This window comes from Saccharibacillus deserti (assembly GCF_013618475.1).
In the GTDB taxonomy this organism is placed as follows: Bacteria; Bacillota; Bacilli; order Paenibacillales; family Paenibacillaceae; genus Saccharibacillus; species Saccharibacillus deserti.
Genome location: NZ_JABJVN010000009.1, coordinates 84,737 through 109,599 on the forward strand (window position 1 = coordinate 84,737; position 24,863 = coordinate 109,599).

The window sequence follows — 24,863 nt, forward strand, 5'->3', positions numbered from 1 at the left end:
TGCACCGACGAAAGGAGACGATTGAACCTTATGCTAATCGTAACTTCGCAGCAGATGCAGCAGATTGACCGCTATACGATCGACGAACTGGGAATTTCGCCGCTTGCCTTGATCGAATCCGCCGGCCGTGCGGTTGCCGAAGAAGTGCTGGAACTGTGCCGCGAACGCCGCGGCGTATCCGGCTCCGGCCGCCTGCCCGAAGCCTCGGCCGGAACGCGGCCCGACGGTGCTTCCAAGCGTGGGGTAACCTCGGACAGTCCCGTGTACGAAGACGGGCTCATCGCTCCGTTCGACGGGGCGGAGCAGGAACACTGGCTGATTCTGACCGGCAAAGGAAACAACGGCAGCGACGGTCTGGCGGCCGCCCGCTACCTGCAGGACGCCGGGGTGAACGTCTCGATTCTGTGCGCCGAGAGCGAAGAGCGCTTCTCGGAACAAGCGGATTCCCAATACCGGGCCGCCCGTCGTTCCGGTATTCCGGTGCTTGAAGTCGGTACAGTGCCGGACTTCGGGCGCTTTACCGGCCTTGTCGATGCGCTGCTCGGCGTGGGAGCGAGCGGTGAGCCGCGCGAGCCTTATGCCGCGCTGATCCGCGCGGCGAACGACAGCGGACTGCCAATTGTGGCAGCCGATGTGCCGAGCGGCCTGAACGCCGATACGGGACAAATCGCGAAGAGCGTTATCCGCGCTGCGCGGACTGTCTGTATCGCCTTTCTCAAGGCGGGACTGGTGCAGTATCCGGGGGCCGGAGCCGCCGGCGAAGTGCGCGTTCGCGCGGTCGGCATTCCCCGACTGGCCGCCGGTCGGATCGCCGAGCGTCCGAATACGCATCTGATCACGGAGCGTTCGCTGCGCGATACGCTTAAGATCGATGTTTCCCGGCGCAGGGCCGAAGACAGCCACAAAGGCACTTACGGCCATGTGCTCGTTGTCGGCGGCAGCCGGCTGATGAGCGGCGCCGGATTCATGGCTTCCCGCGCCGCGCTGCGGATCGGGAGCGGCCTGGTGACCTGGGCGCTGCCGCAGGCGCTGCTGCCGGACATTGTCGGCCATGTGCCGGAGCTGATGGTGGCGGAAGCCTCGGAAGGAGACGGCTGGCAGCGCAGCTCGGCCGCGGCGATTCTGAAGTTGGCTTCCAAGATGGATGTACTGGCTGTTGGGCCCGGCCTCGGCCGTTTCGACGGCGATATCGAATGGCTTCGCGAACTGTGGACCGGCTCGGATGTTCCGCTTGTGCTCGATGCGGACGGGCTGAATATTTTGGCGGATGCCGGAGAAGACGTCAAACGGTGGGGCCGCCGCGAGAACGTCGTGCTGACGCCGCATCCCGGGGAGATGGGCCGCCTGCTCGGCGTGCCGACCGCCGAACTGCAGCAGGACCGGCTCGGTGCGGCTCGGACCTATGCCGCCGACTATGGCGTCACCCTCGTACTCAAAGGCGCCCGCACCGTCGTGGCTTCGCCGGACGGGGCCGTATTCGTCAATACGACGGGGCATCCCGGCATGTCGGCCGGGGGCACCGGCGATGTGCTGACCGGGGCGATCTCGGGTCTGATCGCCCAGGGTCTGACGCTGCTGCAGGCCGCCGCGTTTGGCGTCTACCTTCACGGCCGCGCCGGCGAGCGCGCGGCGGAGCTGCGCGAGCACCCCGCGTCGCTGCTGGCCGGCGACGTGATCGAAGCGCTCTAGGACATGGCGGCTTCCCGCTTCGTGCTTGATCCGAGGCACACCGGATTCCGCACGAAGCACGCCGAAACCCCGGCTTCTCCCTGGAGGAGAAGCCGGGGTTTTTCTTGTGAAGACAGCTGCAGCCTGGCCTTTGGGTCTGTCCGCACGAGGGGGCGCGCACAGCCGAAATGCCGATGCGCGGCATGCCTTCGGATCACCCTGCGGCTGTTGCGGTTACACCCGGAACGTGGATACGGACAGATGCAGCTGATCCGCAAGCTGGGCGAGAGCATGGGAGGACGAAGCCGTCTGTTCGCTGGCGGCTGCCGATTCCTCGCTTGCGGTCGCGATCCCGTTGAGCGTCTGCATGACTTCGCTGGTTTGCGCCGCTTGCTCTTCGCTGGCCGCCGCGATGCCGTTGACCTTGAGCGAAGTGCTGCTGACCTGTTCGATGATGTCATTGAAGGCGCGTCCGGATTCGCCGGCATGCTGAAGATTGGTGTGGACGGCCGTTACGCTCCGGTCGATATTAAGCTGCATGGCGCGGATGATCGAGGTGATCTCCTTGGTCGCCGCGCCGCTGCGTTCCGCCAATTTGCGCACTTCATCGGCGACCACGGCAAAGCCGAGGCCCGATTCGCCGGCCCGTGCGGCTTCGATCGCGGCATTGAGGGCAAGCAGATTCGTTTGGGCGGAAATATCGTCGATCACGCCGATGATATCGCCGATTTTGGCCGAATGTTCTTCCAGCTTGCCGACCTGATCCGTTACGTCTTCCATGCTCTGCAGGGCAAGCTGGATGGTCTCGCCGCCGGACTGAGCCATTTCTACCGTCGCATTCGACAGCTCCGCCGCACCTTCCGCGCCTTTGGCGACATCGTCGATGGCAACGGCCATATCTTTGAACAGTTCGTTGATCGAACGGGCGGCCTGCAGCTGCACGGATGTTCCTCCGGCAATCTGCTGGGTGCTGGCCGAGATTTGCTGGGACGAAGCGGCTACGTTCTGTGCGGAATCCTGGATACCGCCGATCAGAACGGAGAGGGTATCGGCCATTTTATTGATGGACAAAGACAGTTCGCCGACTTCGTCTTTGGCCGGGTAATCGGATTTTTCGCGCAGATCGCCGTCGGCGATCTTTTTCACGACATCTCCGATGCGTTTGACCGGGCGGCTGATCATATTGGTGACCAACGCTACGAGCAGCAGACCGAACACAAGCGACGCGCCGATCACGATCAGCGTCCACAGCGAAGCTCTGCTGACATCGCCGGTCGACTCTTCATTGGCATCGGCAGCAAATTGGGCATTGAGCGCGCCCAGCTTTTCAATCGATTCATACATCAGACTGCTGGTTGGGGCGACCTGCTCGGCCACGTAAGTTTGGAATTCTTCGTTGCTGGCCGTTTGCGCGAGTTCGATAGCTTTACCGTAAAGTTTTTGATATTCTGCCCAGTATTTATCAAAATCCGCGAGCAGCACGGTTTCTTCCGGAGTCAGGTCGGTAGCGCGGTAGGTGCTGATACTTTGATCTGCTTTCTCAACCAGCGGAGCGATTGTATCGGCGATTTCTTTTTTCTGTTCCGGCGTTGCGGCGATCGCGATATCGCGTGATGTAATCCGCAGCTTCAGTAAAGTGCTTTCCGCAGAAGCAAGATCCCGGACCGGAAGCATATTGTTGCTGTACAGCTGATTGAGGTTGTCCCGCATCATGTTGATATTTGTAAGACCATACAAGCCTACGCCTGCCGTAAGAAGAGTCATTGCCATCACTACAGTCATCAGCTTGGTGAAAATTTTTCGATTTCTGAACCATCGCATACCAAATCACTCCGTTTTATCGTATTGGGCTTACTAGGCACGTCTGCTTTTTCTGCCCTGGTTTTTGGGTTCTGCCTTGATACCTGTATTTGTCGTCAGACGATTCGATATTTTTGATACCTCAAACACATAATTGTAAAAAAATATATTTTCTACATATACCGATCCAACCGTGGAATCTGCGCAAAAGGCCGCCGTTCCTGGAAGGAAGGCGGCCCTGACGGGTGAATAAGCGTTGCGGCCGAAGCTTTGCTTGGCTAGATTATTTGTCCGTTTCCAAGGCCGCGCCGGCGGGAGCGGCAAGGAATTCGAGTCCTCCCAGATAAGGACGAAGCGCCGGCGGCAGATAAATCGAGCCGTCTTCGCGCTGGTGGTTTTCCAGCAGGGGAATGAGCAGACGGGGTACCGCGGCGGCCGTATTGTTCAGCGTATGGCAGAAGCGGAGATTTCCGTCTTCATCCCGATAGCGCAGGCCGGCCCGCCGGGCCTGGAAATCGCCGACATGCGAAGCCGAATGGGTTTCGCCGTAAGCATCCCGGCTCGGCATCCAGGTCTCGATATCGTACTGCTTGTAATTTTTTTGCGACATATCCCCGATACAGACGGCCACTTTGCGATACGGCAGCTCCAATCGGTCCAGCAGATCTTCCGCATTTCGTGTAATTTCCTGCAGCAGCCGCTCCGACTCTTCGCTGTCATTTCGACAAATAACGACCTGTTCGACTTTGGCGAATTGATGCACCCTGTAGAGACCGCGAACGTCCCGCCCGGCCGAACCGACTTCGCTGCGGAAGCAGGCCGAGATCCCGGCAGCTTTAATCGGTTCCGTGAGATCCAGCGTCTCATTCGAGAAATACGCAATCAGCGGCACTTCCGAAGTCCCCGCCAACCACGCGTCTTCTCCTTCTATCTTATAGGTTTGATCCCGTCCCGTAGGGAAAAAGCCGGTGTCGTGCATCGCTTTGGTCCGGACGATCAGCGGCACATCCATTCCGGTAAATCCTCGTTCTTCCAGCAAATCCAAGGCCAACTGCTGCACGGCGCGCTGGAGTTTGAGTCCGTTTCCCTTGAGAAAATAGCTTCGGCTTCCCGCGACTTTGACGCCGCGCTCCATGTCGAATAATCCGTGGATTTCACCCAATTCGACATGGTCTTTCGGCTTGAAACCAAAGTCCGGAATCCGCCCGGTGACCGTAATTTCGACATTATCCGCATCCGATTCTCCGCGGGGCGTATCCGGCGATACCCGATTCGGCACCCGATCCATCAGATAGCGGTAGCGGAGCGTAACGGTCTCAAGTTCGGCTTCCACGTTCGCAAGCTCTTCCTTTTCCGCCCGAATCCGTTCTTTTTCCAACGAAGCTTCAGCTTCTTCTCCGGCAGCGATCCGTGCGGCGACTGCGGCACTCCGGCGGTTGCGCAGGGCCCGCAGCGCTTCCGCACGCCCCGCCAGTTCGCGTCTGCGATCGTCCGTGACGAGCAGCTCCGCGATCGATATCGCGATTTTTTTGCCGTCTGCCGCCGCCTGAAATTCTTCCGCCCGTTCCCGAATATCCTTGATGTCCATCATGTGCATGCACGCTCCTTAAGTAAAATTGGGGGGTGAAAAACGCAAAAACGCCCTCTCGTTTGGGACGAGGGGCGTAATCTACGCTCGCGGTGCCACCCAATTTGACCGTTCCCGAAGGAGCGATCCGCTCTGGATTCCGCGATAACGGGCGAATACCGGTTGACTTAGGCGGCCTGCGGATCAACTGCCGATTCGCGCAGGCCCTTGACGAAAACGCCTCGGAGTTGGATGCTCTTCATCGGCATGTAAAGGTTCTGAAATTGTGATCCCCAGTATAACGCCGTCTGCCCGCGTCCGTCAATTCCGCCAATCGTCATCGGCACAAAAAAAGGCCCGGATTCGGGGAGAATCCGGAGCCTGCAAGCGTATCGGGCTGGAGTTGAAGGGAGACGGTACGCCGAAAGGGAAGGAGAAAAAGATATGATGAAGCGGGTCCCGGCGGACGGAAGCGAATTCTGGATGAAGGATACAGGCCGGGAGTCCGCAGTACACCCTGAGGTGAAAAAGCGGGTGAAGCTGGGTGTCGGACACCGATTGCGGGAAGCGGAGAGACTGTCCGATTTTGTCGAATGCTTGCTTGGCGGTTTGGAAAGGCCTCGGCCGGTTTAGGCGCTGATGGCGTTGTAACGGTTCGACAGTTCTTCGAACCATTCTTTGTCCTTGAGCTGCAGGGCAAGGTCGATCAGGTTGTTCAGTTCGCCGCGCTCCAATTCGACCTGGTCGTTGAAGCTGATGCTGGCGGAAATGGTGATGCGTTCTTCGGCATTGGCGGAGAGGTCGATATCGACGTTTACTTCGACTTCGGCGTCCATGTATTCTTTTTTCAGGAAGTAGATCACTTCGCAGAGGATCACCGGTCTGACGTAGCTTTCGAACGAGCAGTCCATCACTTTGACCCAGTAGTGGGGATTGGAGAAGTGCAGCGTCTGACCGGCTTCTTCACTGCTGCCGTTTTGGACATCCTGGGTCAGTTCAAGCAGTACAGGCTCCGCTTCGAAAAACTTGGCGATTTGTTTGTGGAGAACTTCCATGATTCCTTTAGTATTCAGCATGATCATGATTGCTGCACCTCTCTCTTTTGTATTTGTCGTTTATTGAATGATTTTGTCGTTTTTTTGTTATTGCCTTGTCTTCTTGATTTATTTATCGGTGCAGGGAAATGAAAGTTTATAGCTTTTTTTAAAATGATTACGCAAAATCTACTCGTAAAAGATTAATAGGAACATCTTCCGATACGCACAACTTTTCACGCACGCAAAAAGGTACCGGACGGTCCTAGAGGACGGCCCGGTACCTTGAAATACAGGGTACTATGGGGGATTCGAAATTATTTATCGAGCTTCGGAAGCTTCTTGGCTTGTTCGTCGACTTCGCGAATCGGCTCTTCGTGCGTTTTCACTTCAACTTTCTTGGAAGTGAACCAGCCGATCAGGGCGATAGAGACGAGAACAATGTAGAACGTTGTTTTCCAGATCGTACCTTCGACAAAATCATGCGGGACCAGACCGATCGCTTCGTGACCGAGGGTATGCATGCCGAGCTTGACGCCTACCCAGCCGACGATAACGAAAGCGGCCGTTTCAAGACCCGGGCGGGAGTGCAGCAGTCCGACGAACAGGTTTGCCGCGAAACGCATGATGACGAGACCGATAAATCCGCCTGCGAAGATTACTGCAAATTGTCCGGCGTCCAAGCCGCCGATCGTGCCCCAGTTGGTCGGAGGCAGGGCTACCGCGAGAGCGACAGCCGCGAGGATCGAGTCGACCGCGAACGCAAGGTCAGCCAGCTCGACTTTGAAGACGACGCCCCAGAAGCTGACTTTCTTCTTGCCAACGCCTTTGCCGTCCGCGGAGTCTTCCGCTTCTTCGGTTTCCGAATTCTTTTTGAGCACGGCCCTAATGATATGGTTGAGCGAGATGAACAGCAGATACGCCGCCCCGATCGCTTGAATCCACCAGACGTCTACGAGGAACGAGATAATGAACAGGGAACCGAAACGAAGTACAAAGGCTCCGACAAGGCCGTAGAACAAGGCTTTCTTGCGCTCTTCTTCCGGCAGGGGTTTGACCATGATCGCCAGTACCAGTGCGTTATCCGCAGCCAGGAGGCCTTCCAGCGCGATCAGTACGAGCAGTACCCATCCGTATTCGAGCATTAACGACAAATCCATGAGCTTCTCTCCTTTTGTGTGGGGATTGTATTCCCTCTTATCCATGAAAAGACCCCAATAAAACAAAAGAGACTTTTACCGCCACAGGATACGATGCGGTACACGGGTGTGCACGAACAAACGTAACCTAAAGCGGTAAAAGTCTCGCTAACAACGATGGTTGCCAACAAAGCCGGGGATATACTCCCGTATTGACGACTTTGCTGTAAAAGCTACTCCCTCTTACCCGGTTAAGGAAAGATCAAGTATGAAATTGGGGTCTTCCATAAGTTAAGCTTATCTTAAAGGATAGACAGTCGGCTTGTCAACAAGAAAAGGCGAAAATGGATTTATATAGGTAAAAGTTTACACAGTACAAAATGATAAGGGGGACGGCTACCGAATAGAAGCCAGCGGATTGGAACGTTCCCACAATACGGCTTCGCCGCGCTCCAGGCTTTCGGGTATCCGGATCAGCCGCTGATTGGAGCTGCCCCGGTACAGCAGCGAGACGTCGCGCAGATGCTGCTCGAACCGTCCGTCGACCAGTACCTGGCCGCGCCGGAGCAGTTCATATTCGTCGCTGCCCGGGCGTGCGGCAAGCTGTTCGAACGTGTAGCCGCTGTACATCCACACATTGAGCCCGGGAAGACGCTCGCGCGCCAGATCGACGAAGGCGGCAGTTTCCGCCGCCGAGAAGAAGGGATCTCCGCCTGCCAGCGTCAATCCGTCCAGCAGCGGATTGTCCGCCATTTCCTGGATGATTTCGCGCTGCCGGGCGTCGTCGAAAGGCTCCCCGTAATCGAAATTCCAGGTACGCGGGCTGAAGCAGCCTTTGCAGGCATGCCTGCATCCGCTGATAAAGACCGATGCGCGCAGTCCTTCGCCTTCATTAACGGATTCGGGATAATACCCGCAGACATTCATGGATGTTCCGCCTCCTTGGACCGGTCTGCCGTTACTCGCTTTACTCCTGCCGAACCGCCTGGCCGGCGTGCTTGACCCGGTCGCGCACTTCGGCCTGCTTGGCTCCGTTGAACCGCGTCTGATAATCGCCTGTCAGATAGCCGGTGACGCGGCGCAGGCGGGAGATACGCACTTCGGTTTCCTTTTTCCCGCAGGAGGGGCACGATTCGCCGATGATGCCTTCGTGTCCGCACGAGGTACAGCGGTCGATCGGATGGTTGATGCTGAAATAGCTTACGTTCTGATCCAGAGCATAGGCGACGATCTTGCGGAACGCTTCCGGGTTGCTGCGCACGTTGCCGTCCAGCTCGATATACGAGATAGCGCCGGCGTTGCACAGTTCGTGAAACGGCGCTTCAAGCGAAATTTTGCGCGCGGCGGTCGTTTGGTAATAGACCGGCACATGGAACGAATTCGTATAATACTCGCGGTCGGTCACACCCGGAATCGATCCGTATTCCCGGGCGTCGTTCTTGGTGAACTTGCCCGATAATCCTTCGGCCGGCGTAGCGAACAGCGTGATATTGAGATCGTACTTCTCGCTCATCGCATCGCAGTAATCCCTCATATAACGGACAACCTCCAGCGCTTTGGCATAGACGTCCGCGTCTTCCGCATGGTGCTTGCCGTACATGGCTTTCATGGACTCGGCGATTCCGATAAAGCCGATCGACAGGCTGCCGTGCTTGATCAGGTCTTCGACCTTGTCGTCGGGACCGAGCGCTTCTCCGCCTTCCCATACGCCTTCGCGCATCATGAAGTCGGACGCTTTGGCCGGCTGTTTGGCTTGAATCCGGTAGCGGTGCAGGAGTCCCTGCGTCGCGATCTCGAGCGACCGGTCCAGCATGGCGTAATAGCCTGCTTCGTCGGCCCATTTGCGCTTGCCGAGCACGGTGCCGTGTTCCAGTCCAAGCTTCACCAGATTGATCGTGTTAAAAGACAGATTGCCTTTGCCCGACAGGTGGTTGCGGCCGAAGCGGTCGGCCACGACCCGCGTGCGGCAGCCCATGGTCGCGAACTCCGTATTCGGGTCGCCCGGCACGTAATATTCCATATTGATCGGCGCATCGAGATTGGCGAAGTTCGGATACAGCCGTTTGGTCGAGCATTCGATCGCTTTGAGGAACAGGTCGTAGTTCGGATCGCCCGGGTTCTGGTTGATTCCCTTTTTGCATTTGAAGATCTGGATCGGGAAAATCGGCGTCTGCCCCTGTCCCAGTCCGCGCATCGTGGATTCCATCAGGCTCTCCATGACGAGGCGGCCTTCGCTCGACGTGCAGGTGCCGTAATTGATACTGGTAAAAGGAATCTGTCCGCCGCCGCGGCTCGACATCGTATTCAGGTTGTGGACGAGACTCTCCGCCGCCTGGAACGTTTCCTGCCGGGTCTCCTGGTAGGCGTAGCGGTAGGCGTTCGGATAACGGGCTCGGAGATCGGCATTGTCCATATAGATCTCTTCGTCGGTCGGGCTGTCCGGTTGGGAGCCGTCCGAAGCGCTGCCGGAAAGAGTCCGCTGTTCTTCGGCAAAGCTCTCGAAGTACGCCAGGCCTTTGCGGAAGTGTTTAATGAAAGAACGGCCTACGTAAGGCGCCAAGTCGTAATCGAGCTTGTTGGCCGAGACGCCGCCGTACTGCGCGTTCTGCTGGCATTGGAAGATGATCGCGACCAGCGCCATTGCCGTCATGATCGTCCGCGGAGTCCGCAGATCGCCGTTGCCCGTGCTGAATCCTTCGGCCAGCAGTTTGTCGAACGGAATGAAGATGCAGTTGGTCGTGCCGACCGCATAATGGTCGAGATCATGCACATAAACGGTATTGTCTTGGATCGCCGCTTCCACTTCCCTGGGCAGCACGAGGCGGCGCGCATACCATTTGGCGTACTCGCTGCCGAACTTGCTCATTTTGCCGGAAAAGCTGTCTCCGTTCAGGTTGGCGTTCTCGCGCAGCGTCTCCGTATCGAGACTGTCGGCGATATCGCGTCCCAGCCGGATGACTTCCTCGAGCGCATCGTTTTCTTGACGGGTTGGGGAGAAGGGAAGGGTCATGCTCATTGGAGGTTCCATCCTTTCGTTATGTAGGTTTATGTGAGCTGCATCGGGAATGCGGGCTGTAAATACCTATCTGCCAAACACCATATTTGGCCTTCGGCTACTAAATTTACACCTATATATGGGGGTTGTGAAGCGAACGAAGAGGGATTGCCACATAACCGACACAAACAGTGGGCGAAAAATTAATCAAATCGTCAAGGTTGAAAACGTCCTTTTTGCACGAGCCTAACAGCGGCGCGGGACGAACGCAAATTCGATTTCGAAGCGAAAGGGGTATACAATAATGAAGAGAACCCAAAAACGGAGTTGACAGACGGTCGAATCCGTGAAAAAAGGAGAGAATCCAAATGGCGATAGCGGAATTGACGATCGTTCCGATCGGAACGGGCACGACCAGCCTCAGCGGTTACGTCGCGGAGATGCAGCGCAAGCTTGCGACGCTTGAAGGGATCAGCTACGAACTGACGTCGATGAGCACGATCATCGAAGGCCCGCTCGACCGAATCCTGGACGCGGTGAAGACGCTGCATGAGCATACGTTCGCATCCGGCGCGCTGCGGGTCTCGACGTCGGTCAAGATCGACGACCGCCGCGACAAGGAAGGCTCCTCCGCGCAGAAGCTGGCTTCGGTCCAGGCCCGGATGACGGAGCAGAGCGAGATGCAGTAGGCGCCGGAGCCTCCGGCGTATGAATAACGATTGAAAAAATAGGGAAAAGGAGCAAAAAGACGCGGGAAAAGCATATGAAAAATCATGTGCGCAGACACGCGAAAACTTCTGTCTTTTTGCTCCGAAAAGCTTGCGGATTTTCCGAATCGGTGTATAATAAATTCCGTTGCTGTTCAAGATCAACAGATAGGCTGATGTAGCTCAGGGGTAGAGCAACGCACTCGTAATGCGTAGGCCGGGGGTTCAATTCCCTTCATCAGCATCCAGGCAGGGCAGGAAAAGCGCGAACTCCGGGAAACCGGGGTTCGCGCTTTTTTTTCGTTTCGCTCAAGTGAGAAAATCCGGGTCTTGCTCGCTTAGGCAGATTATGCTCATAAAGACCCGGGCTTTTTTTGGATATATGGTTCTATACTCCCTGTTTATTGGATATTATTTTGAGGAAACAATCGTTATCTCTAAAAAATCGACAAATTGTGCCGTAATATATAGAGAAAGCAAATCGACCAAGCTCCATCAATTCGATTAAAGGTGATGAACATAGCGATGACCGTGTCAGAACGAAGAAGAGGAGGCCGCGAGCCGGGTTTCTTCAGAAAGAAAGGCAGGATCAGCCTGCGCGCGCTGTTTTCCGGACTCGTGGTGCTTACTTTTCTGCTGACGCTCGTCATTACGCTGTTTGCGTCGTACCGGTCGGAAAAAGAGCTGCTGACGGATCGGGTGCTGAATAACAATCACAGCGAATCGCAGCGGATCGCGCAGACGATGAATATGTTTTTCCTCTCGATTCAGAACAGTCTGGGGGCCTTCACTGGTGAAATTTCCGAATTGATCCCGGAAGGCCGCTGGGACCGGATCGGAGAGGAACTGCGGCAGATTCAGGAGAGCAGCGGTTATTTCGAATCGGTTTTCCTTGCCGGGACGGACGGAAAGATCCGGGAGATGCACTCGCTGAGAGCCGACGGCGATTTCGGAAAGATCGATTCGGAAGCGATGGAGAGTGCATTGCAACGAAGTCTGCCCGGTATTTCCATTTCTTATAGAGACGGGGACGGAGAGATTGTCGTTTTGATATCGGAACCGGTCTATAGCCCGAAAGGTATTTATATGGGTACTGTGGGAGGGACGGTTCGTCTGCAGGATCCGGCGGTTCTGGGCAGTCTTTTCGGCGCGCAGAGCGGCGCGACGGCGGATTCCTATTATTATGTTGTCGATGATGAAGGCAAATTGATCTATCATCCGGACAAAAACCGGATCGGGGAAGAGATTCCCGACAGCCCCGTGGTTGAGCGCGTTTTACGTGGGGAAAGCGGCAAAGCCCAGTTCGTCGACCCGGAAGGCCGTGCTTTTATGATCGGTTACGCATCCGTGCCGGCGAACGGCTGGGGAGTGGTAACCCAGACCGCGAACAGTTTGCTGAATCAGCAGCAGATGGAGCAAATCCGTGGGACGCTTGTCGCCGTTCTGCTGCCTTTTCTGATTTTGGTCGCCGGTACGCTGTTTCTGGCCCGCAGGCTGGCCGCTCCGTTCGTTGCCTTGGCCAACTTTGTCGTTCGCGCCGCCGACCGGCCGCGGGAAGTTGCTATTCCCGACGTAAGCCGCCACTGGAACCGCGAAGCGGATCTGCTGAACCGGGCCGTCATGCTGTCGGTCGGCGAGATGAGACGGCAGAATCTCGATCTGACCGATTTTGCCCTGAGGGATGCGTTGACCGGACTGCCGAACCGTCGGGCATTGGATGAAGCGATGGAGAAACTGGAAAGCGACAACCGGCCGTTCTCGCTGCTGCTGATCGATATCGATCGCTTCAAATCGGTCAATGACCGCTATGGGCATGCTGCCGGAGACGAAGTCCTGCGTTCGGTCGCCCGTACGCTGGAGAAAGCGATCGAAAGCGGGGATATGTGCGGCCGATACGGCGGGGAGGAGTTTGTCGTTCTGCTGCCGGGGCGCAATCTGCCGGAAACGTATGAGGCCGCGGAAAGATTTCGGCTGGCGGTCGCCGCACACGAGAATTCGCTGCATATTCCCGTTACCCTGTCGATCGGAGCCTCGATCGCTCCCCAGCAGGCGACGCGCACCGAAGATTTGTTCGAGATCGCCGACCGGGCGCTGTACCGGGCCAAAGAAGGCGGGCGCAACCGGGTCGTCATGTAGGCGCGCAAAACCCTATTTTTTCGCAAACCAAAAGAACGCGCAGTTCCCGACGGGGAAACTACGCGTTCTTTTGGTTTGCTTCCGAATAAGCCGTTTTCATTCCCCGCCACCTCCGCCGCCGTCTCCACCGCCGCCGCCCGAATCGCAGCCGCCGCCATGGGAAGAAGAGCTGTCTCCGCAGTGGTTGGACGAATGTCCGCCGCCGGAATCGCCGTAGAACCCGCCGCCGGAATCGTGCACATAACCGGAACGAGATCCCCGACGCGGCCGGTTGGGTGAATTCTTCGGCTTGGCCAGAGAGAACAGAACGATCATTACGAACAAGATTGGGAGCACAATTGCCATCGTCATGCGATAACCTCCTTGGTTAGGTAAAAGTGAAAGAACGAGAAGCGGAAACGTTCGTTTCGGCTTCTTGCTACATATACGTGCAGGAAAAGCGTAGAGTTCGTTTTTTTTGAAAAAAATAAAAGGATCTCGAAAAAAGCGACTTTGGACCCGGAAAACGGCGGCAAGGGATTCGTTTTTTCCCGATGCGAAGGGAGCTTCCGACTATTTAACGGGGGTTTCTCGCAGTGGGGCGGCAATTTGTGCTAAAATATTTATAGAATAAAAAGGGAACGTATGATCTGTTTTTTGAGGAGGAAACGTATTGACCATCGAGATGATCAAACCGCCCGCCGAAGTGCTGTACGAGCGGGAGCTTGCGGCGCTTGGCGCCGAAGACAAAGGCAAACGGCCGCCGAACTGGAAACTGTCGCCGAGCGCGGTCCGCGACTTTTTGATCGGACGCGAACAGCCGGCCGTCCTGGACGGCGAATCCATACCCATCACGCGCAAATTTTACGGAAACGACGTTCTGATCGAGCGCGCGGTCGTGACGCTTGCCGGCAACCGGGGCTTGATGCTCGTCGGCGAGCCGGGTACGGCCAAGACGATGCTGAGCGAACTGCTGACCGCGGCCATCTCGGGTACCAGCACCAATACGATCCAGGGAACGGCGGGCACAACCGAGGATACGATCAAATATTCCTGGAATTACGCCATGCTGCTGGACAAAGGGCCTTCGGAAGCCGCACTCGTGCCGTCGCCGCTCTATCAGGGGATGAAGCACGGGATTCTGACCCGCTTCGAAGAGATTACGCGCTGCCCGTCCGAAGCGCAGGACAGCCTCATCAGCATCATGAGCGACAAGGTGATGAGCATCCCCGAACTGGCGCAGGGCGTACTGTTCGCCAAGCCCGGGTTCAATGTGATCGGCACAGCCAACATCCGGGACAAGGGCGTGAACGAGATGAGCAGCGCGCTCAAGCGCCGTTTCAATTTCGAGACCATCCGTCCGATCGAGAACGTGGCCATGGAGGCGAAGATCATTCAGTCGCAGGCTTCGAACCTGCTTGTTCAGAGCGGCGTGGACATGGACGTCGATCCCGATGTGGTCGAGCTGCTGGCGACGACCTTTATCGAACTGCGGACCGGACGCACGCGCGAAGGCTTCAAGATCGAGGTGCCGCAGGCGGTGATGAGTACGGCGGAAGCGGTCTCGGTCTATGTGCAGAGCGCGATGACTTCCTACTATTACGAAGAAGGCGGCCTGTCGCTCGAACGTCTGGTGCAGAATATGCTCGGCACGGTCGCCAAAGAGAACACCAAAGATTTGAGCGTGCTCAAATCGTATTTCTCCAAGGTGGTCAAGGAGCGGGCCAAAACGGAAGAATTGTGGGACGCGTATTACAAGGAGAAAAAATGGATCGGCTGAAGGCGCTGGCCCCGGAGGAAGAGCTTGCGGAAATCGAGCGGTTGTTTGCGGAGAAGGTATTCGACCTGGACGGTCCGGTGGTGCATTTCCCGATCCGGCACCACAGTCCGGCCTGCGCCCACCATCTGCTGCGGACCTTTGACGATTACAAACCGGATATCGTTCTGATCGAAGGACCGGAAAGCGGCAATCCGCTGATTCCGGTGCTGGCCGATCCGGCGACGCGGGCGCCGGTCAGCCTGTATTACGGCTACGAGGACGCGAACGGCCGCGGAGCCTGCTATTTCCCGCTGCTGGACTATTCGCCGGAATATGCGGCGATCCGGGCAGCGGCGGCGCGGGGCATTCCCGCGCGGTTTATCGATCTGGACTATCGCGGCCGGCCGGAGGCCGCGGAAGGCGGCAAGTCGTCCGCGCAGGACGAAGCGCTGCTGGCGGGTTCGGCTTTTATCGGGCGGCTGTGCCGATTGAGCCGCGCCCGCAGCTTCGACGAGCTGTGGGAGCGGGCGTTCGAGATCGGCGGACTGGGCCGCCCGACGCGCGAATTCGTGCGCGGGGTATTCGCGTACTGCACGCTGTCGCGAATGACCTATTCGCCGGAGACGCTGCGAAGCGAAGGCGACCTGGAGCGCGAGGAGCGCATGGGAGCGCATATCGCGCAGGCACGTGCGGAGTACGGCCGGGTGCTGGTCGTAACGGGCGGATTCCATACGTACGGGCTGGTGACGCAGGAAGCGCCGGGCGGACAAACCGGCAGAAGGCCGGCCGAGGAACAAGCCGCGTCCTGCGCAATCTCCGCAGCAGGCGGCAGCCGTTCCGCGGCGGAACCGGAAGAGCCGCTTCCCAAGGATTCGCCGCCGACCCGTTACGACCGGGAACGCGGCATCGTCCGCAAACAAATGTATCCGATGGTCTACACCTTCGAGGAGGCCGACCGATTGAACGGATATGCAAGCGGGATGCCTTATGTCGGCTACTACGACCGGGTATGGAGCCTGCTTGCGCGCGGAGATTCGCAGCCTTACGAACGAGCGGGGCTGGATCTGCTGGCCGGACTGGGCAGGCGGCTGCGCAGCGAAGGCGAGTCGGTCTCGACCTCCGACGGCATCGAAGCCTACGGCTTGATGCAGGGCCTGGCCGCACTGCGCGGCAAAAGCCAAAGCGGCGCCTACGAATTGACGGACGGCGTGACGTCTTCGTTCATCAAAGGCGAGCGCACGCTCGCCGCGGACCGGCCGCTGGAGATGCTGCTGGCGATGATGACCGGCGACCGGATCGGGGAAGTGGCGCCGAACGAGTTTTCCGTGCCGATTGTCGAAGATTTCAAAGCGCGCGCGGCAGCCTGCCGCCTGAACCTGCGTTCGACGGGCAGGCACCGCCGGACGCTTGAACCCTATGCCAAGCCGGCCCACCGCGAAGCGAGCCGGCTGCTGCACTGCGCCGAGTTTCTCGGCACGGAATTCGCAAGCAGGGAATCGGGGCCGGACTGGGTATCGGGCCGGGATATGAACCGGATCCGGGAAACCTGGGCCTATTCGTATTCGTCGCGCACGGAGGCGCGCCTGATCGAGAATTCGATCTACGGCGGTACCGTCGAAGAAGCGGCCGAAGCCCGAATTGCCGAAGAATTGGACCGGCTGCCCGTCCACCACAGCGGCGAAGCCGCACGGTGGCTGCTGCGGGCGCTGGTGATGGGGCTTGAAGCCCTGGCCGGCCGACTGTTCGACCGTCTGGAATCGGCGCTGCGGCAGGACGGCAGTTTCCTGTCGCTGTGCGAAACGCTCGACAGTCTCGAGCGGATCCGTTCGCACCGGCGCCTGCTTGGCGTATCCGGCGAATCGCGCCTGAAGACTCTGACGGATGAAGCCTATGAAGCGGCCGTATCCCGCCTTCCGGGATTGAACGGATTGAGTCCGGACGAACAGCCCCACGCTGTCGAAGGACTTAAGCTGCTGCATATGCATGCGGCCGGAAGAAGCGGACCTGCCTCTGCGGCAGCCGGAAGTGATCCGGACGAGAATTTCCGCGACCGGCTGGGCGAGCTGTTGGCCGCGCCGAATCTGCCGCCGAGACTGGAAGGAGCGGCGGCTGCGATTCTGGTCCGGCTCGGTGCGCTGGAGCGCGGCGAACTCTCGCTTCGCGCCCGCGCGTACATACAAGGATCACCGGACCAGGCGCTCAGAGCGGCCGAATATTTGCAGGGCTTGTTCGCCCTGGCACGCGATTCGTTGATGCAGGGCAATGAACTGCTGGCGGATCTGAGCGGACTGCTGGAACGCCTGCCGCATGAAGAATTTCTTCGGCTGCTGCCGGAACTTCGTCTGGCCTTCACTTTCTTCACGCCGCCGGAAACGTCGCGGATCGCGGCGAAAGTGGCCGAGCTGCACGGTCTTCCGGCTGCCCGGCTGGAAGATGCGGCCGTCGACGAAACCGTGCTGCGCGCGGCGCGGAATCTGGATGAAGCCATTCGGAAGGAGTTTGCCTTATGGAAACTGGAAGCGGAATGAGCGCGGAGACGCTGAACCGCTGGCGTCTGCTGCTCGGTTCTTCGGCCGACGAAGAACTGTCGGCCACTGAACATTATTCGCCGGAAGCCTTTGTCTACCGTGAACTCGACGAACTGCTCGGCTATCTGCACGACCGGGAATACGGAGAGAAAGAAGGGTACCGGGGCCGTCAGGGCGGACGCGGAGGATCGAGCCTGACCGTTCCCGACTGGCTCGCCAGGGTACGGAAGCTTTTTCCGAAAGAGACCGTGGAAATTCTCGAGAAGCAGGCGCTCGACCGCTACGGAATGAGCGAGCTGCTGACCGACAAGGCCGTGCTGGAATCGCTGGAACCGAATATGAATCTGCTCAAAAACATCCTGCAGTTCAAAGGCCGGATGAAAGGCGAAGTCGTGGCAAGCGCCAAAGAAATCGTGCGTAAGGTCGTCGACGATCTGCGCCGCAAACTCGAATCCGAAGCCCGGGCGAGCATTGCGGGCAAACGCAGCCGTTATACGGCCGGACATGTGCGTTCGCTGCGCAATCTCAACATGAAGAAGACCATCGGGCGCAACCTCAAGAACTACGACCGCGAAAACCGGCGCTTTGTCGTAGACCGGCTTTATTTTGACGGACGGATACAGGCTTACAACAAATGGCATGTGATTATCGCGGTGGACGAGAGCGGCAGCATGCTCGATTCCGTCATCTACAGCTCGGTCATGGCCAGTATTTTCTACCGGCTGAATGCGCTCAAGACGAGTTTATTCGTATTCGATACGCAGGTCGTGGATTTGAGCGGCCGACTGGAAGACCCCGTCGATGTGCTGATGAGCGTACAGCTCGGCGGAGGGACGCATATTGCCAAAGCGCTGCGGTACGGCGAAACGCTGATCGAAAATCCCGGCCGGACCCTGTTCATTCTTGTGAGCGACCTGGTCGAAGGTTATCCGCCGCAGCAGATGTACAGGGCGGCCAAAGATATTCTCGACGGCGGCTCCAGGCTGCTGGTGCTGACCGCACTCGATTTCGAAGGACAAACGATACACGACGAGCGGGCGGCCAAAACCTTTGCGGATCTCGGCGCGGAAGTGGCGGCAATCACCCCGAACGCGCTCGCGGACTGGATCGGACGCATCGTCAATTAGAACTTTTTGAGGAGGAATACCCATGACCCTGCAACACCCTGCAATCGATCCCCTGGTCGAGAAATTCGCAAAAGCCTGCTCGGACGACTACTCGCTGGCCGTAGACCGCAAAGATTCGATTGTCGCCTATGTGACGGGAGAATCCGACGTTTTTCCGGATATGATGCTCAACTCGAACGGGTATCTGTACCGGACGGTCGACGCGTTGGAAAAATTGGGACGCAAAGAAGACGGAGAAGTCTTTTTCCGGGCGGCGGCCGTGCTGCTGCGTACGATGGGCAGCGGATATGCCTATCAGGAAAATACGCTGTATCGGATCTGCGTGGGCGACGGCCTGAGCGATATCGGCCTGGGTTCCCGCCGGGTGCGCGATACGGAAGAACGCCAAGCCAGGTCGCTTGAGCGCCTGCGTCTGCTGCACCGCTATACGGGCGAAGAACGGATGCGCAAAATGTTCCGTACGCAGGTCAATGCCAACCGCCGGGCCGGCAAACACCGGACTCCGCTGGAAACGAGTGCGGAAACCCTGCTGCTGCTCAAGCTGTATACGCAGATCGATCCGGAATTCGCAAACGAAACGCTCGGCCAGCTTCCGGATTCGATCCAGGCGCTGGTGAACGGGGATGCGGACACGCTGCGCCGGGAACTGCTGCAGGCGATCGAACCGCTGGCGATTCGGGATCTTCCGCTCAAAGACACGCTGACCCAGCTGGATTTGTCGCCGGAGTACGTGGAAGCGCGCCGCGCCGCCCTAAAAGAACGGCTGTTTCCGAATTCGGCGCTCGATCCCAAGGAAAAGCTGCGCCGGGAACAGCTGAATGCTGTCATGAGCCATCTGCGCAGCGCTTTTTATTACGTGCTGCTGCTGAACGGGGGCAAGGAAGGGCTGCTGGAGTCTTCGGCCGAAACGGATCAAGCGGTTCTGGAAGCCGTTCGTGCCGTACACGAGGTGCTGCCGCTGGAGACGCGCGCAGAGCTGCTGATGATGGAAAATGCGGGCAAGGATCCGGATGTGCTGCTGGACGGAATCGTGCCTGTCGGCGAGCCGTTTGCGCTGATCGAGACGCTGGTGCAGGAGATCGGCAGCTATATGCCGGCCTGGAACACGCTGCGCGGCGAACTGCTGGCCGACCGCAAGCGGGCCGGGTATCTGTTCTCCATTTTGCGGCGGCCGCTGCTCAAAGCTTACATCTACCGCGTACTGTCGGATGAAGGGCAGGCTCCGGAAAGCGACGGCGGGATCGAGAAGCTGGTGCTGGAAGCGCTGGCGGACAAGGTCCACGGCAATATTCTCGGTCAAAGTCTGGCCAAATACCTGTCGGGCGAGCTGTCGCTCGAGAGCTATCTGAAGCACAAGCCTTCCACCAACTGGGACGACACGCAGGGCAACGACATCGCGCGCCGCAATTTGCTGATCGCCGCGACGCTGCTGCCGGCCGATTCGGAAATGTATGCGAAGTTCGTAAAAGCCGCCGGCCAGGCGGAAATCGGAACCGCGAATTTCCTGTCCTATCTGTTCAAATCGCCGACGTTCGATGGAGAAACGTTCCTGCGTCTGGCGGAAGCGGATCCGGACGCCGACGACGAACGTCTGCTGCTTCGCCTGCTGCTCCTTAACGGCTTGAACCAGTATTATTACGCCCGCGTACCCGAAGAAGAACTGCGCCGCATAATTGCCGGACGGCTGGCGAAGTGCCTGGAATACTACAACGATGTGCACGGCGAAGTCCGCCAGACCATGCTGGAAGCGGCTCTCTCGGGCGGCGAACGGCAGGAAGAAGCGCTGCTGGTCCACGCGCTGCGTCTGGGACTGGGCGACTCGTCCAAACGGGTTCGCGAAATCGCGCGTCTCCAATTGATCAAGCATCCCGACAAGGATTTCTACGTGAAGCTCTATCTGGCCGAGAAAAAAGCCGCCGTGCGCGAGATCGTCATCGACCTGCTGCGCGGGATCGAAGGCGAAGGCGAGGCTTACGGACAGCTGCTGGCCGAAGAAAAATCCGCTGCGCTCAAAGCCCGTCTCCAGGCACTGCTCGATACGCTCGGCAAGCCGGCCGAATATGCCCATGCCGCCCTGGCTGCCCATGCGGATGCCAAAAAGCGCAGCCGTCTGTCCTGGCTTACGCTCGACGGACTGCCGGAACTGCGCGGCAAAGACGGTCACAAGCTGGACGACGCCATCAAATCGTATGTGCTGACCGAGTCGGTCGATTTCGTCTCCGAGCCGAATCCGCGTCTGGCCGAAGTGGCGGAGTATGCCGACGCCGCTTCGCTTGCGGCCTTTACGGCCGAAGCGCTGCGGATCTGGATCGACGGCGGGGCTCCAGCCAAAGAGAAATGGATTCTGCCGCTTGCGGCGCGTTTCGGCAGCCGGGAAGTCGTCGATCTGCTCGGCCGGCAGGTCAAAGACTGGACGGAAAACAGCCGGGGCGCCATCGCGGCGGACGCCGTGGGAGCTCTGGCTTTCATGGACGACAACGCGGCTCTGATGACGATCGACCGGCTGGGCCGCACGATCAAGAACCGGCAGGTCAAAGGAGCGGCCGAAGAAGCGCTTCAGCTGGCGGCCGAAAATCAGGGTTTGACCAAGGAGCAGCTCGCCGACCGGCTCGTCACTTCGCTTGGATTCGACGAACGCGGGGAACTTGTACTCAGTTACGGCGAGCGTACGTTCATGGTCAAAGTCAGCGCCGATCTGCAGCTGACCGCCGTGAGCGGAGAGACCGGCAAAACGGTCAAGAGTCTGCCGGCTCCCGCGCAAAAAGACGATGCGGCATTGGCGGCACAGTCCAAAGCGAAATTTGCCCAGCTCAAAAAAGACCTTAAAACAATGGTCGGCATCCAGGCGCAGCGACTGGAAGAATCGCTGTCCAAACGCCGTTTGTGGAGCGCTTCCGAATGGAGCGGTCTGTTCGTCGGCAATGTGATTATGCGGCGCTTTGCGGTGGGTCTGATCTGGGGCGTCTATACGGGGAGCGGCGAGGAATCGAGCGTTGAAACGACGTTCCGCTATATGGAAGACGGCACCTTCAATACGGTGGACGAAGACGAATACGAACTTCCGGACGAAGCGCAGATCGGCCTGGTGCATCCGCTTGAACTGACTCCGGAGAATCTCGAAGCCTGGAAGACGCAGCTGGAAGACTATGAGATCGTTCAGCCGTTCAACCAGTTGAACCGGTCGGTCTATCTGCCCGAAGAAGAAGAGCTTCAGCAGCGGGCCTATACCCGTCTGCCGGTAGGCGACTACTCGCCTACCGCTTTCCCGAAAGCGCTGGAGAAATACGGATGGATCAAAGGAAGCGCCATGGACGGAGGGTTCTATAACGATCTGTTCAAAGAATACGGCGAACTGATTGCCCGGCTGACGTTCAGCGGCACCAGTATTTCCTACTACGAAGGCATGGAAGACGTGACGCTGGAACAGCTTGAGTTCTTCTCCAACAAAGGCAATGACTATTATTATTCGACTGCCCAAGGCCATCTGCTGCAACACGTGCCGGCGCGCGTATTCAGCGAAACGGTATACGACATTTTGCGGGCGACCGGGCAGTAACGGGAGGGAACGGTTCTGAGCGAACAGGATATGCAAGCCAGGTTTGCCCGGCTGACCCGGTTGGCCACGGAAGACTACCTGATCCGTTACGCGAACAAAGGGCTGTACAACCGGGCGCAAAAAGACATGGAAAAAGGCACTTCGGCGGAGTACGCTTTTGGCGAAAACGAAGTCGTCTGCACGCTGAGCGACGGAACGGTCTGTACGCTGACCGATTCGATCGAGCGCTTCGACTGCAGCTGTCCGTCCGAGAAAATCTGCAAACACGTGCTGGTCGCGATTCTGTATTACGGACAGCACAAGCTTGGCGGAGAGGGAGGAGGGGGCGGACCGTCCACGACCGAATCAAAGGATCCCGACCGGCCGGAATCGGAAACCGCTAACGGCGGGGAAGAAAGCTCCCTTCCGGCTGAAAGGGCTTTGGACCGGATGCCGGAAGACTCCGGTCCAAAGCCCGGCTTCGGCTGGCTGCTGGAGCGGCCGATTGAAGAACTTGTCGTTCCTTTTCGGCATTCCCGCGTCGAAGAAGCGGCGTTCCGCCTGCGTTATGCGGAGGAATTGGAGATCCGTGAAGATTCCCTGCTTGTTGTGCGGATGGTCCGTTCAGGGGTCGAAGTGGCTTTTACGGACGCTCCCGATGTCTCCCGCGCCCTGTGTGCGGTGCCGGGGGCCGAAGGCGAAATGTACAGGCTTGAAGCGCTGCTGCGCTACCGGGCCCATCGGGGCAAAGAAGACAGGGAAGCGCTGGCGGGAAACCAGCCGTCGGCCCGGATTCCCGCCGAGATCCTGCACGAATTCCGCGAGAGCGTAAACGCGCTGCTGTCGAGCGGCCTGGCCCGGCTGCCGCGAAGTTTCGCCGTGCGGTTCGAGCTGCTGGCCGTCGCGGCGCGCAGCGGAGGGCTGCCGAATCTGGAACGCGAAGCGCGGGGCATCCACGGCGAACTCGAATTGTTCTTCGCCCGGCATGTCCGCTTCTCTTCGCAGGCGCTGCGGGGCCGCTTGAGCCGCACCGCCCTGATGCTGGACGCTCTGGAGAAAGAGATCGGACCCCTGCGGCATGCGCAGCTGGCCGGACGTTTCCGCAGCCGATTCTATACCGTGCCCAAGCTTGATCTCTATGCGTTGGGAGCGGAGCCGTGGGAGACCCGCTCGTCGTACCGCGGCATTACGTATTATTTCTACTGCGCCGAAGACGACGGGATCTACACGTACACCCAGGCGCGTGCGACCTATTACGAAGGGGCGGAGTTTTCGTTTGCCCGGCATTACGGCGAACGTTCGCCCTGGAAGCCGGATCTGACGCTCAAGACGGCGAGTGCTTCGCTGCTGTCGCTTCGCGCCGTCAAAGTCAGCGCCGACGGCCGATTGTCGTCGGGCGGATCGCCTTCGCTGACGCTGCCGCTCCGACCTCCGGTCGAAGCGTTCGACTTCGGGAGTCTGCTGGCCGAGCGCTTCGCGGATCTGGACCTCGGTCGAAGCCAAGTCCGGTTATTCGGCGGGCAGCCGAAGCGGCTGAGACTGATCCGCGCGGCGGCCATGGAGAGCTGCGTATACGACCAGTCCGCCCAGGCCCTGCAGCTGACGGCTGTCGATATCGACGGCGAACGGCTGCAGTTGAGCCTTCCGTACCATGCGGACTGGAAGTCGGCCATTACCCGTCTGGAAGCGGGACGGGGCATGCCGGGTGCCGGCGAGTTCCGTATCTTCGCTTCGGTCGAAGAAGATGCGGTCTATCCGATCAGTTTTCTGCAGGGAAGCGAACAGATCAGTCTGAAGCTGGATCTGTAAAGGCCAGGGTCCGGAAAAAGGTCGAAAACGCCCTAGGGGCGCCTTACGGACAGGAGCGGAGGAGATATCGTGAATGAATGGGAACGGCTGCTCGGCCGGATCGACGATTGGACCGAAGAACTGCTGCTGCGCGGCAGCGCCCAGTTTGCCATGGAAGATGCCAGGAAACTGGAGCAGCTTGCCGATCTTGCCTCGCGGCTGGGCATGGATCTGCTGGAGCGGCTGCTGCGGCGAACGGCAAATGCAGGCGAGCGCAGTCTTCTGGGGCCGGGTGACGGAGCGGAAGAACTGGCCGGAGCTTTTTTCCGGCTGTGCGGTTATACGGAGCTGGCCCGGCGGGGTGGAAGCGGAAAAGGCGGATCCGTAGACGAGCCCGAAGCGGAACCGGCGGAAGACGAAGAGGCCTGGGAATCCCAATCCTCAACCCGCTAACCTGCCGATGAACCGAGGAAAAGCCTTTTGCAGGAGATAACCCAAAAAGTCCACGATACCGCAGGTTGTGCGGAATCCGTGGACTTTTTGGGTTTCGGGCTGGAACTTGCCTGTTTTTGGTGTGTTCTCTTTTAGCGGGGAACGCGCTCCCAACTGCCGGAGCCTTGGGAGATAAATCCGGCGTCGGATTCCTCGATCTCGACGAGAACGGACCCGGAGGGGCGGCCGCTTGCGATCCGGTCTGCGGCACCGCCGGACAAGCCGGAAGTCCGTTCCCAGTAATCGATTTGACCGACGGAGCGGTACAGACCCGGCTTCACATGCTGCCCGACCCGGTAGTGCCCGCTGCCGGCAATCGACGAGCCGTCGCGGGATTGTTCGGCCCCGCTTGCGGCACCGTTCCATTCCGGAGTTTGCGCCGGTCGACTCTGTTCGGGTTTCGCCTTGGCGGAAGCTTGCGGAGTGCGGCCGGTTTCGGCTGCGGAACGATCAGCCGGCTTGGTGCTTGGAGAATCCTGCGGCGCGGCCGGCCGATTCTGTTCGTCGGCCGAGCTGCGCTCGCCGTTGTCGGTCGCGGCTTCGCGGTCTTCCGGCCGGTTCTGCTCGTCGGCCGCGCTGCGCTCGCCGTTGTCGGCCGCGGCCTCGCGG

At 58.7% G+C, this 24,863-nt stretch carries 17 protein-coding genes and 1 tRNA gene; 10 read left to right on the forward strand and 8 right to left on the reverse strand.

Annotated elements, in window-relative coordinates:
- The first annotated feature begins 30 nt into the window (after positions 1-30).
- Positions 31-1,689, forward strand: a complete 1,659-nt coding sequence (locus HOP44_RS19370) for an NAD(P)H-hydrate dehydratase (protein WP_172256461.1) — start codon at positions 31-33, stop codon at positions 1,687-1,689.
- Positions 1,690-1,902: 213 nt separating this feature from the next.
- Here HOP44_RS19370 and HOP44_RS19375 read toward each other — a convergent pair whose 3' ends face one another.
- From HOP44_RS19375 to HOP44_RS19400, 6 genes are all read right to left on the reverse strand, one after another.
- Positions 1,903-3,489 (reverse strand): methyl-accepting chemotaxis protein, encoded by a 1,587-nt coding sequence (locus HOP44_RS19375; RefSeq protein WP_172256463.1) that lies wholly within the window; start codon positions 3,487-3,489, stop codon positions 1,903-1,905.
- Positions 3,490-3,751: 262 nt separating this feature from the next.
- Entirely contained in the window at positions 3,752-5,059 is a 1,308-nt protein-coding gene (gene serS / locus HOP44_RS19380; protein ID WP_172256465.1) for a serine--tRNA ligase, read from the reverse strand.
- A 605-nt stretch (positions 5,060-5,664) separates the two neighbouring features.
- The gene (locus HOP44_RS19385; RefSeq protein ID WP_172197955.1) at positions 5,665-6,117 is read right to left on the reverse strand and encodes an IDEAL domain-containing protein; all 453 of its coding nucleotides are present in this window, start codon (positions 6,115-6,117) and stop codon (positions 5,665-5,667) included.
- Positions 6,118-6,386: 269 nt separating this feature from the next.
- A complete protein-coding gene (locus tag HOP44_RS19390; protein ID WP_172256467.1) occupies positions 6,387-7,229 on the reverse strand; it encodes a TerC family protein in 843 nt (280 codons plus the stop codon).
- Between the two features lie 375 nt (positions 7,230-7,604).
- Complete coding sequence (gene nrdG, locus HOP44_RS19395) at positions 7,605-8,135, reverse strand: anaerobic ribonucleoside-triphosphate reductase activating protein (RefSeq protein ID WP_172256469.1); 531 nt, start codon at positions 8,133-8,135, stop codon at positions 7,605-7,607.
- Between the two features lie 40 nt (positions 8,136-8,175).
- Positions 8,176-10,224: an anaerobic ribonucleoside triphosphate reductase gene (locus tag HOP44_RS19400; RefSeq protein WP_246369943.1), complete on the reverse strand. Its 2,049-nt coding sequence runs from the start codon at positions 10,222-10,224 to the stop codon at positions 8,176-8,178.
- A gap of 347 nt (positions 10,225-10,571) precedes the next feature.
- Between HOP44_RS19400 and HOP44_RS19405 the strand changes: the two genes are divergently transcribed.
- From HOP44_RS19405 to HOP44_RS19415, 3 genes are all read left to right on the forward strand, one after another.
- The gene (locus tag HOP44_RS19405; RefSeq protein WP_172256471.1) at positions 10,572-10,892 is read left to right on the forward strand and encodes an MTH1187 family thiamine-binding protein; all 321 of its coding nucleotides are present in this window, start codon (positions 10,572-10,574) and stop codon (positions 10,890-10,892) included.
- 190 nt (positions 10,893-11,082) lie between these two features.
- Positions 11,083-11,154 (forward strand) — tRNA-Thr (locus tag HOP44_RS19410).
- Between the two features lie 281 nt (positions 11,155-11,435).
- Complete coding sequence (locus HOP44_RS19415; protein ID WP_172256473.1) at positions 11,436-13,046, forward strand: sensor domain-containing diguanylate cyclase; 1,611 nt, start codon at positions 11,436-11,438, stop codon at positions 13,044-13,046.
- Between the two features lie 96 nt (positions 13,047-13,142).
- Here HOP44_RS19415 and HOP44_RS19420 read toward each other — a convergent pair whose 3' ends face one another.
- Positions 13,143-13,397 (reverse strand): hypothetical protein, encoded by a 255-nt coding sequence (locus tag HOP44_RS19420; RefSeq protein WP_181286079.1) that lies wholly within the window; start codon positions 13,395-13,397, stop codon positions 13,143-13,145.
- A 307-nt stretch (positions 13,398-13,704) separates the two neighbouring features.
- Between HOP44_RS19420 and HOP44_RS19425 the strand changes: the two genes are divergently transcribed.
- The 6 genes from HOP44_RS19425 to HOP44_RS19450 all read left to right on the forward strand — a co-directional run bounded on the left by HOP44_RS19425 (position 13,705) and on the right by HOP44_RS19450 (position 24,215).
- The gene (locus tag HOP44_RS19425) at positions 13,705-14,805 is read left to right on the forward strand and encodes an ATP-binding protein (RefSeq protein ID WP_343059978.1); all 1,101 of its coding nucleotides are present in this window, start codon (positions 13,705-13,707) and stop codon (positions 14,803-14,805) included.
- Positions 14,793-17,312 carry a DUF5682 family protein gene (locus HOP44_RS19430; protein ID WP_172256474.1) on the forward strand — a complete coding sequence of 840 codons (2,520 nt, stop codon included), beginning with the start codon at positions 14,793-14,795 and terminating at the stop codon, positions 17,310-17,312. Before HOP44_RS19425 ends, HOP44_RS19430 begins: the two co-directional genes overlap by 13 nt.
- Entirely contained in the window at positions 17,291-18,439 is a 1,149-nt protein-coding gene (locus HOP44_RS19435; RefSeq protein WP_172256476.1) for a VWA domain-containing protein, read from the forward strand. Before HOP44_RS19430 ends, HOP44_RS19435 begins: the two co-directional genes overlap by 22 nt.
- Before the next feature lie 22 nt (positions 18,440-18,461).
- Positions 18,462-21,995 carry a DUF4132 domain-containing protein gene (locus HOP44_RS19440; RefSeq protein ID WP_172256478.1) on the forward strand — a complete coding sequence of 1,178 codons (3,534 nt, stop codon included), beginning with the start codon at positions 18,462-18,464 and terminating at the stop codon, positions 21,993-21,995.
- Between the two features lie 30 nt (positions 21,996-22,025).
- A complete protein-coding gene (locus HOP44_RS19445) occupies positions 22,026-23,783 on the forward strand; it encodes a hypothetical protein (RefSeq protein ID WP_172256480.1) in 1,758 nt (585 codons plus the stop codon).
- 69 nt (positions 23,784-23,852) lie between these two features.
- Positions 23,853-24,215, forward strand: a complete 363-nt coding sequence (locus tag HOP44_RS19450) for a hypothetical protein (protein WP_172256482.1) — start codon at positions 23,853-23,855, stop codon at positions 24,213-24,215.
- Positions 24,216-24,346: 131 nt separating this feature from the next.
- On the opposite strand, the gene HOP44_RS19455 is transcribed toward HOP44_RS19450, so the two are convergent.
- A complete protein-coding gene (locus HOP44_RS19455) occupies positions 24,347-24,571 on the reverse strand; it encodes an Rv1352/Rv1906c domain-containing protein (RefSeq protein WP_484592907.1) in 225 nt (74 codons plus the stop codon).
- Positions 24,572-24,863 lie beyond the last annotated feature (292 nt).

Excerpts from the sequence above, each read along its gene's own strand:
- HOP44_RS19370 (WP_172256461.1), top strand. The coding sequence starts at position 31 with ATGCTAATCGTAACTTCGCAGCAGATGCAGCAGATTGACCGCTATACG.
- HOP44_RS19375 (WP_172256463.1), bottom strand. The coding sequence starts at position 3,489 with ATGCGATGGTTCAGAAATCGAAAAATTTTCACCAAGCTGATGACTGTA.
- serS (WP_172256465.1), bottom strand. The coding sequence starts at position 5,059 with ATGATGGACATCAAGGATATTCGGGAACGGGCGGAAGAATTTCAGGCG.
- HOP44_RS19385 (WP_172197955.1), bottom strand. The coding sequence starts at position 6,117 with ATGATCATGCTGAATACTAAAGGAATCATGGAAGTTCTCCACAAACAA.
- HOP44_RS19390 (WP_172256467.1), bottom strand. The coding sequence starts at position 7,229 with ATGGATTTGTCGTTAATGCTCGAATACGGATGGGTACTGCTCGTACTG.
- nrdG (WP_172256469.1), bottom strand. The coding sequence starts at position 8,135 with ATGAATGTCTGCGGGTATTATCCCGAATCCGTTAATGAAGGCGAAGGA.
- HOP44_RS19400 (WP_246369943.1), bottom strand. The coding sequence starts at position 10,224 with ATGAGCATGACCCTTCCCTTCTCCCCAACCCGTCAAGAAAACGATGCG.
- HOP44_RS19405 (WP_172256471.1), top strand. The coding sequence starts at position 10,572 with ATGGCGATAGCGGAATTGACGATCGTTCCGATCGGAACGGGCACGACC.
- HOP44_RS19415 (WP_172256473.1), top strand. The coding sequence starts at position 11,436 with ATGACCGTGTCAGAACGAAGAAGAGGAGGCCGCGAGCCGGGTTTCTTC.
- HOP44_RS19420 (WP_181286079.1), bottom strand. The coding sequence starts at position 13,397 with ATGACGATGGCAATTGTGCTCCCAATCTTGTTCGTAATGATCGTTCTG.
- HOP44_RS19430 (WP_172256474.1), top strand. The coding sequence starts at position 14,793 with ATGGATCGGCTGAAGGCGCTGGCCCCGGAGGAAGAGCTTGCGGAAATC.
- HOP44_RS19435 (WP_172256476.1), top strand. The coding sequence starts at position 17,291 with ATGGAAACTGGAAGCGGAATGAGCGCGGAGACGCTGAACCGCTGGCGT.
- HOP44_RS19440 (WP_172256478.1), top strand. The coding sequence starts at position 18,462 with ATGACCCTGCAACACCCTGCAATCGATCCCCTGGTCGAGAAATTCGCA.
- HOP44_RS19445 (WP_172256480.1), top strand. The coding sequence starts at position 22,026 with ATGCAAGCCAGGTTTGCCCGGCTGACCCGGTTGGCCACGGAAGACTAC.